Genomic DNA, 12876 nt, shown 5'->3' on the forward strand with positions numbered 1-12876 from the left:
CCTCCTGCGGACGAATTTCAAACGCTGCTCGCTGGTTGAGGTAGGAAGACAGCGGCAGGGAGGAATCGGTGGAGGTGGCGGTGATTTCGACGCGGTAGGCGGTGTTGGCGGCTTCGGAGGCGGTGAAAGAACGAACGGAGAGAGACGGGGAGAAACGGGCGAAGGTGAGGTGGTAGGATTGGCGGGCAGTCATGACGTTGAATTTAAAGATGACGATGAGGTTTGTATGGTAACTTGAATGGCATCAACGGTAAAGCAAATGGGATAAATGGAAGAAAAATTATACAAATGGTATTTAATAGGCACTTTATTCAATTTAAGCAAATCTACCATATATAGTCTTTACAGCTTAAAAAAGTCGTCTGAAAACCCCAATACGGTTTCAGACGACCTTCTAATCTTCAAACTCTTCCAAACTAATCAGCTTTACCTTTGCATTCGCGCTTGCGCTTCTGTTCCCTTGCCCAGTCAACCATATCTTTAGGGTAGTAAGGTGATTTACGCAATTCGGTATCGTTCAAATCGTCAAGATAAGCGATGGCGGCGACTTCGAATGCCCAGTAACCGCAATAACCGTTTTGCTCGGGATCACGATGGGATTGGTATTCAAGGTCGCTCATGCCGACCATTTCGCGATACCAGTCTTTGAGGTAGGCACTGAGAATGTCGAGTTTTTCAGCCTTATCTTTTTCGCGGATGGCGTCCGAAATCAAAACTGCATGGTCGTTCATTTGGACATAATCGGGGTCGGGACGGTCTTTGAAGCGGTAGTAGAAGAAATCCTCAATGGTTGAATCAGGCTCAAGCCCATCTTCTGCATTAGCAAGGATGACGTCGAGCAGGCGCGGAAGCAGGTCTTCGCGTTGGAGGAGATAGCACAGCGCGATGAGGTGTAGCGTTTTAAAATAGTATTCAGTATAAAACCACGGCATCGGGCTGGTGTAGTAGCCGATTTCGTTTAATTCGGCTTTGTTTTGCTGCCAGAATTTAGTGGAAATTTCTAATGTAGAGACAATCCTGTCCAGCATAGGAGACAAAAGGGAAATCGACTCGCCTGCTGTATAACATATTCTCAAATAATCAAATATTTCGGAAAATTTATAGCGAAATAGATGTTTTGACTCTAAAATACTTTTCTGCCAATTATTATCCCAAAATTTTAAATTGGATAAATATCCGTTTTTCTCTTTCTGATATTTTTCCTCCGTCAAAAAATGCTGCCTGCGCTTTTCATGAAAAGGAATTTTCTCGGTTTCGTTCATGTTTACTCCCGTAAAATTTAGCTTGGTCGGTACTCTCTTAATTCTGCTGCTCGGTTTCAGACGACCTTCTAATCTTCAAACTCTTCCAAATTAATCAGCTTTACCTTTGGCTTCACGCTTGCGCTTCTGCTCCCTCGCCCAGTCAACTATATCTTTTGGATAATAAGGGGATTTACGCAATTCGGTATCGTCCAAATCATCAAGATAAACAATGGCGGCGACTTCAAAAGCCCAGTAGCTGCAATAACCGTTCTGCTCGGGGTCAAGATGGGTCTGGTATTCAAGGTCGCTCATGCCGACCATTTCGCGATACCAGTCTTTGAGGTAGGCATTGAGTTCTTCTAACTGTTCTTCTTTGGTTTCGCCGCGCATAGCTTCACCGAATAAAATGGCGTGTTTACCCATTTGGACGTAATCCGGATCGGGACGATTTTTAAAATGGTAGTCCAAAAAGTCTTCAATAGTAGTATCAGGTTCTAAATCATCTTCAGCATTGGCAAGAATGACTTCGAGCAGGCGAGGAAGCAGGTCTTCGCGTTGCAGGAGGTAGCACAGCGCGATGAGGTGTAGCGTTTTAAGATAGTATTCAGTATAAAACCACGGCATCGGGCTGCTGTAGTAGCCGATTTCGTTTAATTTGGCTTTGTTTTGATGCCAGAATTTGGTGGAAACTTCTAATATTTCAATAATTTCATCAAGCATACTAGGAAGTTTGCCGATAGATTCTCCAGCGGTATAACTAGACTTTACATAATCCATTTTTGTGAATGCTGCCAAACCGTAGGAATTTCTCAGTTCTAAATTATTTGAATTGGAATTATATTTAAAAATTTTCATTGTTTCCGGTGTTTTCTCAACAATGAATTTCCATCTTTCCTCCGTCAAAAAATGCTGCCTGCGCTTTTCATTAAAATAAACTTGCTCGGTTTCTTTCATGTTTACTCTCATAAAATTTGGTCGGTATCTATCTGAATCTTTATATTCGACTACATTTAAAGACCCAAACAATAGCGGCTTGGTATCTGAATCCAACACCCTATTTCGATTGACGGAAAGGTCGTCTGAAACCTAATTTGGTTTTTCAGACGACCTTTCCGTATCAAGCTTAATAAACAATCTCTCACTTCATCACGGCTCCGCCATTTCCAACGCCTGCTTGATGTCCACGGCAACGACGCGCGACACGCCTTTTTCCTGCATGGTTACGCCGACGAGCTGCTCTGCCATTTCCATGGTCAGGCGGTTGTGGGAGATGTAGAGGAACTGGGTTTGCGCCGACATTTCTTTGACCAGGTTGCAGAAACGCGAGGTGTTGGCGTCGTCCAGCGGGGCGTCGACTTCGTCCAAAAGGCAGAAGGGGGCGGGGTTGAGGCTGAACAGGGCGAACACGAGGCTCATGGCGGTGAGGGCTTTTTCGCCGCCGGAGAGGAGGTGGATGGTGCTGTTTTTCTTGCCGGGCGGGCGCGCCATGATGGACACGCCGGCGGTCAGGAGGTCGTCGCCTATCATTTTGAGGGTGGCTTCGCCGCCGCCAAACAGGGTCGGGAAGAAGGTTTGGACTTTGCCGTTGACGGCGTCGAAGGTTTCTTTGAAACGCGCTTTGGTTTTGTCGTCGATTTGGGCGATGGCTTCTTCCAAAAGGGTGATGGCGGCCTGCACGTCTTCGCTTTGGCTGCGGTAGTAGCCGTCGCGTTCGCGCGCTTCTTCGAGCTCTTGCAGGGCGGCGAGGTTGACGGCGCCGAGGGTTTCGATTTGCTGGGTGAGGCTGCCGATGCTGCTGTTCAATACTTTCGGCGATTCTTTCGCCAACGCTTCGAGCGCGTCCAAATCGGCGGCGCGTTCGGTCAGGTTTTGATGGTAGCGTTTGGCGTTGATCAGGGCTTCCTGCTGCTGCAACAGGGCGGTTTGGGTGGCTGCCTGAAGCTGCGGCAGCTTGGTTTGCAGGGTTTGTACGCGGGCGTATTGTTCCCTGCCCTGCTCCTGAATCTGCGCGAGTTTTTCCTGCACGGCGATGTATTCTTCGTCCAGCGTGTGCACGGCTTCGGTCAGCTCGTCGAGCTTGATGTGCTGCTCGTCGTTTTGGAACTCGGTTTCATAGGCGAGGGCAAGCTCTTGCTGGCGTTCCTGCCAGTCTAGGGTTTGCTGTTCGAGCCGGGCGATTTGCTGCTGGTAGTTTTGTTTTTGCTGGTTGAGCTTGTGGACGGCGACTTCGGCAAGTCCGTATTGGCGGTTGGCTTCCAACAGGGCAAGCTGCGCCTGTTTCAGACGACCTTGCTGCTCTTGGCGGCTGTGTGCGGTGGTTTGCTGCTGGTGTTCGAGTTCGGCGGTAGCTTCCTGCAAAGTAACAATGTCGTCTGAAAGCCCGTCAGACGTGTGTTGCAATACGGTCTGTTCTTCCACCAACTGCGCCAGTTCGCGGGCGATGTGTTCACGGCGGATTTGCCCTTGGTTGGTGCGCGCCAAGAGTTCGGCGGCGCGTTGCTGCGCTTGGCTGTATTGGCGCGTGTGCTGCTGTTGCTGCTGCATCAGGTTTTTGTGCTGCGTTTCAGACGAGCGCACGGCTGCCTCCGCCTGTTTGAACGCGGCTTCGGCGGCGGAGAGTTCGGGGGCGAGGTTTTCCAGTTCGGACGCGATGCCGTCGAGGCGCGCTTTTTGGGCAATCAGGCTTTCCTGCGCGGGTTTGGCATAGAGCAGGACGCTGACTTTATCGACCTGATGGCCTTCGGGCGTGAGCCAGATTTGATGCGCGCCCAAATCGCTTTGATGCGCGAGGGCGTAGCTCAAATCGGGCGCGCACAATACGCCGTCGAGCCAGTGGTGCAATGCCGTCTGAAACGGCGGCTGCGCTTGGATTTGGTTCAACAATGCCTGTACAGGCAGGGATTTTTTGATGCCGCCGGAGAGGTCGTCTGAAAGCCATGCCGCCTGCCCTTGCGGCAAAGGCGCGGGCGGAACGAAGCCGTTCGGTACGGCGCGGGCGTGCAGGCGTTCGGCAAGGATGACGGACAAGGCGTGCTGCCACTCGGCGGGCGCGGTGATGTGTTGCCACAGTTGCGGCGCGGCGGCGTGGTCGGTTGCCTGCCAGAAGTCGGCGGCTTCCTGCTGTTGCGACAGGATTTGAGACAACGCCTGCTGCTGCGCCTGCAAGGTGATGTGTTGCTGCTTCAGGCTTTGGAAGCGATCTGAGGCCGTCTGAAACGCCTCGCGGGCCGCGTGTAAGGCTTCTTCGGTGGCAATGATTTGTTCTTCGTAATGCTCTTGCTGGCTTTGCAACAAGGCGGCTGCTTCCTGCGCGGCGGCGGTTTCGGCCTCGTCGGGCAGGTTCAGGGCTTGGTTTTCCTGTTTCAGACGACCTTTGCGCTCTTCGTGCTTGGCAACGGTTTGTTCGGCATGGGCAAGCTGCTGCTGCTTCAACGCCAGTTCGCGGCGGATGCGGTTTGCCTCGTCCTGCTGGGTTTGGAAGGCGGCATTGAGCGTGGCTTGAGCTTCTTCCAATTCGGGCAGACGCTCTTCGTGTTCGGCAACCTGCATCGCCCATTCCGCCAATTCGGTTTGCTTTTCTTCGGCCTGCAACTCGTTTTCTTCAAGCTGCACGCGGATTTGCTGCTGCTCCTGATGGATGCGCTGCATCTGCGCCTGCGCCGCCTGCTTGTCGCGTTCGATGCGTTGGTGCAGGTTTTGCTGATGGCGGATTTGTTCTTCCAAACGGGCAATCTGCTCGCGCAACACGCCGCGTTTGTTGCTCAATTCGTGTACCGCCTGCTGCTGCGATTGTTCGGCGGTCTGCAAGGCGTGTACTTCGTCATTTAACGCCTGAACCTGCGCGGCAGTTTCGTCCTGCTGCGCCTGCAAAGACTGATGCTGCGCGGTCGCCTTGTCGGCGGCGGCAAGCGATTGCTGCCATTGGGCGTAATCGAGCAAATCCTGTTGCTGGTTCAGCTGCGCAGTCAGGGATTTGTAGCGTTCGGCGGTTTCCGCCTGTTTCTCCAGCTTTTCCACCTGACGCGCCAACTCGTTCTGCAAATCACCCAAACGCTGTAAATGCTCGCGCGTGTCTTTCAGACGACCTTCCGTCTCCTTGCGGCGTTCCTTATATTTGGACACGCCCGCCGCCTCCTCGATATAAGCGCGCAACTCCTCCGGCCGCGCTTCGATGATGCGCGAAATCATCCCCTGCTCGATAACGGCATAACCGCGCGCACCCACGCCCGTACCCAGAAACAAATCGGTAATGTCGCGGCGGCGCACGGTCTGATTATTGATGAAATACGTCGATTCGCCCTGACGCGTCAGCTGCCGCTTGATGCTCACCTCGGCATACTGCCCCCACGCCCCCTGCAAACTGTGGTCGCTGTTGTCAAACACCAGCTCCACCGAAGCCCTCGGCGCAGGACGGCGCGTCGCCGCACCGTTAAAAATCACGTCCTGCATACTCTCGCCGCGAAGCTGCTTCGCCGAAGCCTCGCCCAACACCCAGCGCACCGCGTCAATCACATTCGACTTGCCGCAGCCGTTCGGCCCGATGACCGCAACAAGCTGCCCCGGCACATGAATCGTGGTCGGGTCGGTAAAAGATTTGAAGCCGGAGAGTTTGATGTGGGTCAGGCGCATGGGACAAGGACGGGGAGAAAAAAATAAAGTGGGATTTTATACTAGTCTTCCTGCGAAAAACCAAATTCTTGAAAACAAATCCGACGGCTTGTTGTCCGCACCTGAAAATCAGCATGGACGGGCAGTCCGCAAACTGAACATAACCGATTTACAACCGCCCAATTCTTCAGATGCGCAAACAGGCATATAATATGCACCTTATCGAAAACAGATTAAAAGGAACGACGATGGACGGACAAATGGAACTTTTTTGCTATCAGGAACTGCCGGTTTGGCAGGGAGACGAGATTCCCGACGCGCTGCGGACGGGTCATGCGTTTGACGAGGGAGAATGGGCTTGCCTGAATGTATTGCAAGGTCGTCTGAAATATTCGGAAGCAGACAGTGCAACAAACACCGAGCTGTCTGCCGAAGACGGCGATCACATGATCGCGCCGCAGCAACAGTTTACAGTCGAGCCTTTGACGGACGACGCGGAAATCAAGCTCTCGCTTTATTGCGCGGCAAAAGATTATTTCCATAAAAAATACGGCATGAGCGCGACCCATTCAGCGGTAGTAGCGGCTGAAAATACCGTTCCCGCAGGCAAGGCTTTGGATATGGGCTGCGGTCAGGGACGCAATGCGCTGTTTTTAGGCTTGAAGGGATTTGACGTCACCGCCGTGGACAACAATCCGCAGGCGGTGCAAAACGTCAACGAGTTGGCGCGTATCGAAGGCTTGGACGTGCGGGCGTTGGAATATGATTTGAATGCCGCCAACCTTCAAGACCATTTCGACTATATTGTCGCGACGGTTGTGTTTATGTTCCTGCAACCGCGCTTTGTGCCGCAAGTGATTGCCGATATGCAGGCGCACACCAACCCCGGCGGCTACAACCTGATTGTTTCGGCGATGGACACCGAAGACTTCCCCTGCCCTATGCCTTTCCCGTTTAAATTTAAAGAAGGCGAGTTGCGCGAATACTACCGCGGCTGGGAGATTGTCGAATACAAGGAAGAACTCGGCGCGATGCACGCGAAAGACGCCGCGGGCAATCCGATACAGTTTAAGTTTGTGACTATGTTGGCGAAAAAGCCCGAAGCGTAAACGAACGAGGTCGTCTGAAATGTTTTCAGACGACCTTTTGGTATCCGCTTTGTTACGGCGCTTTGAACTTTTCCTACCTACCATCCGACTGGCAACATCAAATCCTGATTTTGTCGGCTAGAAGCAGTTTCCACTCAAACACGCATTATCGACAACTCCAAAAAACAAAAAGGTCGTCTGAAACCGAAAATTGGGTTTCAGACGACCTTTTTATGATCAAACAATCAGTTGCTCAACACGTCCACACCTTTGGGCGGAGTGAATTTGAATGCGCCGCGCGAGAGGTTAGGCTTGGTGTTCAAGCTGCCGAAGGTGATGGAGGTTTGGTTGCCGAAGCTGTCTTTCAGCTGCATGGCGGCGAGGTTGTCGCCTTTGAAGCCGATGCGGATGTATTGGTAGCCGGCGTTGTTTTTCTTAGGCGTTGCCAAGACGTAGTCGATGCCGTTGGACGAGCCGTCTTCTTTGAGCGAGTAGCTGCTGTCAAGGGCGGTTTTGTTGGAGAGGATGGCGGCGGGGCTATCGCCGATGGTTTGGTCTTGGGCGGACTTGGTCACTTGCGCCAAATCAACGTCATAGAGCCAAATGGTTTGACCGTCGCCTACGATGGTTTGTTTGTAGGGCTTGGTGTATTCCCATTTGAAGAGACCCGGACGCAGGATTTTGAAAGTGCCGTGTGCGGTTTGGGTTTTCTTTTTGCCTTGGACGGTTTGGGTGAAGCTGCCGCTGATACCGTCGGCGTCGTTGTTGAATTTCTTGAGTGCATCTACTGCGCCTGCCTGCGCGAAACCGATGGTTGCGGTCAGGGCAGAAGCAGCGAGAAGTTTGAACAGGTTGTGTTGTTTCATCATTATTTTTCCTTGTTGGAAGGGGTGTGGCGCCCAGTATCGATGTTACAAAATAACAATGCAAGCCGCTTATGGGCGGTTTACATTTTGCAAACAGTGTTTTCCGAGGGCTAATTTTTTGAAGCTGCGGGATTTTTTCCTGCGGAAAAGACAATCGGGTTTCACAATTCTTTAATGTATGCCGATTGTGCAAACTGTGGTATTTAATGGTTTTTGACGCGCAACGCCAAATTGTAAAGATTATATTCCTTATATTGTTTTTTTTAAACGCTATAATGTTTGTTTTCCGAAAAACGGCGGACTTGGTATGAAATCTAATATTTATGCTTTGCTCGAACTTGCCCTGCTTTCAGACGACCCCGATGAAAAAGGACGGCTGACGGATGAGGCGTTTGCCGCCGTTCAGAACATGGACGGGGCTGAGGCAAACGCCGCGCCGCTGGACTTCCGCCACGCAGGACGCCCGCCGAAGCCTGTTTTGGTCGCACCGTCGCAACTGACGCCGCGCAAGATGAACACGATCGAAGGCTATGCGGCGATGCTGCACGCGATTGCGCATATCGAGTTCAACGCCATCAATCTGGCTTTGGACGCGGCATACCGTTTCCGCACGCTGCCGTTTCAGTTTGTGCGCGACTGGGTGCGGGTGGCGAAGGAAGAGGTGTACCACTTCCGCCTGATGCGCGAACGGCTGCGCGCTTTCGGCTTCGATTACGGCGATTTCGAGGCGCACAACCATTTGTGGGACATGGCGTATAAAACCGCCTACGACCCGCTGTTGCGCATGGCGTTGGTGCCGCGCGTATTGGAAGCGCGCGGGCTGGACGTTACGCCGGGGATACGCGCGAAGGTGGAACAGCGCGGCGATTCGGAAACCTGCGGCGTGTTGGACATCATCTACCGCGACGAAGTAGGCCATGTCGCTATCGGCAACCATTGGTATCAACACCTCTGCCGCGAACGCGGCTTGGAACCTGTCGCCCTGTTCCGCAGTCTGATTGCCCGTTACGATATGTTTATCTTCCGCGGCTATGTGAATATCGAAGCGCGGGAAAAAGCCGGCTTCAGCCGCTTTGAATTGGATATGTTGGAAGATTTCGAGCAAGATTTGAAACAAGGCAAAAAGGTCGTCTGAAAACCCCGAATCCAGATTTTCAGACGACCTCTGTTGAGGAACGTTATGTCGACTCACCATCACAAACACCATCATCACGCACACGCCCACACGCATACCGCCAACAAAAAAGTATTGCGCGTGTCGTTCGTCATCATCGCCGCCTTTATGCTGCTGGAGGCGTTCGGCGGCTGGCTGACCCACTCGCTCGCGCTGCTTTCCGACGCAGGGCATATGTTCAGCGACGCATTTTCCTTGGGCGTGGCGTTGTGGGCGTTCAAGCTCGGCGAAAAAGAAACCACGCTGCAAAAAACCTTCGGCTACAAACGTTTTGAAATCCTCACCGCCATGTTCAACGGCTTGTCGCTGGTGGTCATCGCCGTACTGATTTTCTACGAAGCCGTCAAACGCCTGCTTTATCCGCCCGAAATCGCCACGCTGGGAATGCTCGTTATCAGCGTCGTCGGCCTGCTGGTCAACATCGGCGTGGCGGTTTATATGCTGAAAAACAGCGACACCGAAGCCAACGTCAACATGCGCGGCGCGTATCTGCACGTTTTAAGCGACCTTGTCGGCTCGGTCGGCGCGATTGCCGCCGCCGTACTCATGATGGCGTTCGGTTGGCAATGGGCGGATCCGCTCGCCAGCGTGTTCGTTGCCGCATTGGTCGGACGCAGCGGCTGGAGCCTGCTCAAACAAACGCTGCACATCCTCATGGAAGGTGCGCCCGAAAACATCCACACCGACGACCTGCTCGCCATCATCCGCAACACCGAAGGCGTCAAATCCGTCCACGACTTACACGTTTGGACGATTACCAGCAATATCAACGTATTATCCTGCCACATCGTCGTGGACGGCAGCATGACCGTTGCCGAATCCGAGCAAATCGCCTACCGCATCGAACACAAGCTGTCCCACAAAAACATCGGACACTGCACCATCCAAATCGAAAGCGAACACCACCCGCATCCCGACAGCGTCTTGTGTTCAAACGAGACCGACGGCGCACACCATCACCACCACTAAACCTAAAGGTCGTCTGAAACCCTTTTCAGACGACCCCATCGAAAAACCAAAGGAAAACACATGATACAAGCCGTATTGTTCGACCTCGACGGCACACTCGCCGACACTGCCCTAGACCTCGGCGGCGCACTCAACACCCTGCTCAACCGCCACGGACTGCCCGAAAAAAGCATGGACGAAATCCGCACCCAAGCCAGCCACGGCGCGGCAGGACTGCTCAAACTCGGCGTAGCCATCACCCCCGACCACCCCGACTACGCCCAATGGCGCACCGAATATCTTGACGAATACGACAGCCGCTACGCCCAAGACACCGCCCTCTTTGACGGCGTGAACGAACTCATCGCCGAACTCGACAGACGCGGCATCAAATGGGGCATCATCACCAACAAACCCATGCGCTTCACCGACAAACTCGTCCCCAAACTCGGCTTCGTCATCCCGCCCGCCGTCGTCGTCAGCGGCGACACCTGCGGCGAATCCAAACCCAGCGTCAAGCCCATGCTGTATGCGTGCGAACAAATCCAAACAGATCCGCAACACGCGCTCTACGTCGGCGATGCCGAACGCGACATCCAAGCAGGCCGCAACGCCGGCATGAAAACCGTCCTCGCCGAATGGGGCTACATCGCCCCCGAAGACCTTACCGAAACTTGGCAACCCGACTACCGCATCGCATCGCCTTTGGATTTGCTGAAGCTTCTGTAAAACAAAAAAGGTCGTCTGAAAATTTTCAGACGACCTTTTTTTAAATCCACTTCTTTATTTCTTCTTCAAATAAACGCCGCTTTCGATATGGTGCGTAAACGGGAACTGGTCAAACATCGCGGCGCGTTCGACAGTGTGCGTTTGGCAAAGGGTATCGAGGTTCGCGCGCAAGGTTTCGGGATTGCAGGAAATATAGATAATGTTGTCAAACTGGGAAACCAGTTTCAGCGTTTCATCGTCAACGCCGGCGCGGGGCGGATCGACAAAAATAGTGGAAAAATCATACTCTTTCAGCGACACGCCCTGTTCTTGCAGGCGGCGAAATTCACGGCTTTGTGTATAGGCTTCGGTAAATTCTTCCGCAGAGAGGCGGGCGATTTTGATGTTGTCCCTTTGGTTCGCCTCGATGTTCCATTGCGCAGCGTAAACGGAAATTTTGGACACTTCAGTCGCTAACACCTGACTGAAATGCTGCGAAAGCGGCAGGGTGAAATTGCCGTTGCCGCAATAAAGTTCAAGCAAATCGCCGCTAAGATTTTGCGCAACATCACACGCCCAGCCGAGCATTTTTTCGCACACGCGGGCGTTGGGCTGGGTAAAGCTGCCTTCGACTTGACGGTAGCGGAAGGTTTTGCCGTTTACGTTCAACTCTTCCGTTATATAGTCTTGAGTCAAAACAATTTTCTGCCCTCTACTCCGACCGATGATATGAATGCCCAATTCACGCGCCAAAGCTTCAGCCGCACGATGCCACGCTTCGCCCAGCTTTTTGTGGTAAATCATGGTAACGAGCATCTCGCCGCTCAACGCAGACAAAAATTCAACGGCGTACCAGCGGTTTTTGAGTTCGGGATTTTGCGTGGTGGCTTCGATGAGCTTGGGCATCAAAGCATTGATGGACTCCGAAGCAGCAGGAAATTGGTCGCAACGTATCAGACTTGCGCCGCTCGCCTTCTGCCCGCGTTCGAACATGGCGTAAAACACTTCGCCGCCTTCGTGCCAAATACGAAATTCAGCGCGCATCCGGTAATGCTGTTCGGGAGATTCGAAAACTTGAATTTCAGGAAAATCCAAACCTTGGAAAAGCTGTTGCAAGTATTGGATTTTTTGGTCGAGCTGTTGCGTATAAGCGGTCATGTCAAATTAATCTAATAAAAACAATTGCCCATTATAATATAGTTCAGAGAACAGATTACGGCACTCTGCCAAAAACAATGGATTTCCAAAAACAGAAAGCCGCCCAAGCTAAATAAACTGCTTGAGACCTTTGCAAAAAAGCCCTTCCCCCGACAGCCGGAACCCAAACACAGGTTTTCGGCTGTTTTCGCCCCAAATCACTCCTAATTCTACCCAAATACCCCCTTAATCTTCCCCTGATACCCGATAATCAGGCATCCGGGTCGCCTTTTAGGTAGCAGCAGGCACACTTAGCCTGTTAGCCGCTTTCAACAGGTTCAAACACATCGCCTTCAGATGGCTTTGCGCACTCACTTTAATCAATCCGAAATAGGCTGCCCGGGCATAGCGGAATTTACGGTGCAGCGTACCAAAGCTTTGTTCGACCACATAACGGGTCTTCGACAAATAGCGGTTACGTTTGGTTTGCGCTTCCGTCAGCGGACGGTTGCGGTGGGCTTTGCACATAATACCGTCCAGTAACTGATGTTCTTTCAGATGTTGCCGGTTTTCCTTACTGTCATAGCCTTTATCGGCATAGACGGTCGTATCTTTGGCTATACCTTCCAGCAAAGGCAACAGATGGTTGCACTCATGGGTATTGGCGGGGGTGATGTGCAGTTTCTCGATATAGCCTTCCTCATCGGTACGGGTATGTTGTTTGTAACCGAGTTTGTAGAGGCCGTTTTTCTTTGTCCAACGGGCATCGCTGTCCTTACTCGGTGTGGTTTGGCCGCTGACTTGTCCTTCGTCATCGACTTCTATAGCCTAACGCTGTTTGCTGCCGGCGGTCTGAATAATGGTGGCGTCAATGACGGCAGCGGATGCTTTCTCTATTTTTAGGTTTTTTTCGGTCAGTTGGCAGTTAATCAGTTCCAGCAATTCGGACAGGGTGTCGTCTTGCGCCAGCCAGTTTCGGTAGCGGCATAAGGTGCTGTAATCGGGGATGCTCAGTTCGTCAAAGCGGCAAAACAGGTTGAAATCGATGCGGGTGATGAGGCTGTGTTCGAGTTCGGGATCGGAGAGGCTGTGCCATTGGTCGA

10 protein-coding genes and 1 pseudogene are annotated in these 12876 nt (G+C 52.4%); 4 read left to right on the top strand and 7 right to left on the bottom strand.

Annotation, left to right across the window (positions count from 1 at the left end):
- The 4 genes from DBZ16_RS14460 to smc all read right to left on the bottom strand — a co-directional run.
- Positions 1–193 (bottom strand): hypothetical protein (locus DBZ16_RS14460; protein ID WP_159070338.1); only part of this gene is annotated, 193 nt, incomplete at its 3' end.
- A gap of 223 nt (positions 194–416) precedes the next feature.
- Entirely contained in the window at positions 417–1028 is a 612-nt protein-coding gene (locus DBZ16_RS14465; RefSeq protein ID WP_240600414.1) for a PoNe immunity protein domain-containing protein, read from the bottom strand.
- Positions 1029–1352: 324 nt separating this feature from the next.
- The gene (locus DBZ16_RS14470) at positions 1353–2198 is read right to left on the bottom strand and encodes a PoNe immunity protein domain-containing protein (protein WP_107814479.1); all 846 of its coding nucleotides are present in this window, start codon (positions 2196–2198) and stop codon (positions 1353–1355) included.
- A gap of 192 nt (positions 2199–2390) precedes the next feature.
- The gene (gene smc / locus DBZ16_RS14475; RefSeq protein ID WP_107814480.1) at positions 2391–5873 is read right to left on the bottom strand and encodes a chromosome segregation protein SMC; all 3483 of its coding nucleotides are present in this window, start codon (positions 5871–5873) and stop codon (positions 2391–2393) included.
- A 227-nt stretch (positions 5874–6100) separates the two neighbouring features.
- Between smc and tehB the strand changes: the two genes are divergently transcribed.
- Complete coding sequence (gene tehB, locus DBZ16_RS14485) at positions 6101–6961, top strand: SAM-dependent methyltransferase TehB (protein ID WP_107814482.1); 861 nt, start codon at positions 6101–6103, stop codon at positions 6959–6961.
- A 224-nt stretch (positions 6962–7185) separates the two neighbouring features.
- Here the strand turns inward: tehB and lolA are convergent, their stop codons facing one another.
- Positions 7186–7809 (bottom strand): outer membrane lipoprotein chaperone LolA, encoded by a 624-nt coding sequence (gene lolA / locus DBZ16_RS14490; RefSeq protein WP_003741714.1) that lies wholly within the window; start codon positions 7807–7809, stop codon positions 7186–7188.
- Positions 7810–8113: 304 nt separating this feature from the next.
- Between lolA and DBZ16_RS14495 the strand changes: the two genes are divergently transcribed.
- Genes DBZ16_RS14495 through DBZ16_RS14505 form a run of 3 tightly spaced genes read left to right on the top strand, consistent with a single transcriptional unit; the run spans position 8114 to position 10657 of the window.
- Positions 8114–8941: a ferritin-like domain-containing protein gene (locus DBZ16_RS14495; RefSeq protein ID WP_107814483.1), complete on the top strand. Its 828-nt coding sequence runs from the start codon at positions 8114–8116 to the stop codon at positions 8939–8941.
- Positions 8942–8986: 45 nt separating this feature from the next.
- On the top strand, positions 8987–9949 hold the full coding sequence (locus DBZ16_RS14500; RefSeq protein ID WP_107814484.1) for a cation diffusion facilitator family transporter: 963 nt from the start codon (positions 8987–8989) through the stop codon (positions 9947–9949).
- Between the two features lie 60 nt (positions 9950–10009).
- Positions 10010–10657, top strand: coding sequence for an HAD family hydrolase (locus tag DBZ16_RS14505; protein ID WP_107814485.1), 648 nt, complete (start codon positions 10010–10012; stop codon positions 10655–10657).
- Between the two features lie 54 nt (positions 10658–10711).
- Here the strand turns inward: DBZ16_RS14505 and trmA are convergent, their stop codons facing one another.
- Positions 10712–11794, bottom strand: coding sequence for a tRNA (uridine(54)-C5)-methyltransferase TrmA (trmA, locus tag DBZ16_RS14510; protein WP_107814486.1), 1083 nt, complete (start codon positions 11792–11794; stop codon positions 10712–10714).
- Between the two features lie 270 nt (positions 11795–12064).
- Positions 12065–12876, bottom strand: a pseudogene (locus DBZ16_RS14515) (IS5 family transposase); the annotation flags it as partial.

The organism is Neisseria sicca (assembly GCF_003044565.1).
GTDB lineage: Bacteria > Pseudomonadota > Gammaproteobacteria > Burkholderiales > Neisseriaceae > Neisseria > Neisseria sicca_A.

Coding starts and splice junctions, on each gene's coding strand:
- DBZ16_RS14465 (WP_240600414.1), bottom strand. CDS start 1,028: ATGCTGGACAGGATTGTCTCTACATTAGAAATTTCCACTAAATTCTGG.
- tehB (WP_107814482.1), top strand. CDS start 6,101: ATGGACGGACAAATGGAACTTTTTTGCTATCAGGAACTGCCGGTTTGG.
- DBZ16_RS14500 (WP_107814484.1), top strand. CDS start 8,987: ATGTCGACTCACCATCACAAACACCATCATCACGCACACGCCCACACG.
- smc (WP_107814480.1), bottom strand. CDS start 5,873: ATGCGCCTGACCCACATCAAACTCTCCGGCTTCAAATCTTTTACCGAC.
- DBZ16_RS14470 (WP_107814479.1), bottom strand. CDS start 2,198: ATGAAAGAAACCGAGCAAGTTTATTTTAATGAAAAGCGCAGGCAGCAT.
- trmA (WP_107814486.1), bottom strand. CDS start 11,794: ATGACCGCTTATACGCAACAGCTCGACCAAAAAATCCAATACTTGCAA.
- lolA (WP_003741714.1), bottom strand. CDS start 7,809: ATGATGAAACAACACAACCTGTTCAAACTTCTCGCTGCTTCTGCCCTG.
- DBZ16_RS14505 (WP_107814485.1), top strand. CDS start 10,010: ATGATACAAGCCGTATTGTTCGACCTCGACGGCACACTCGCCGACACT.
- DBZ16_RS14495 (WP_107814483.1), top strand. CDS start 8,114: ATGAAATCTAATATTTATGCTTTGCTCGAACTTGCCCTGCTTTCAGAC.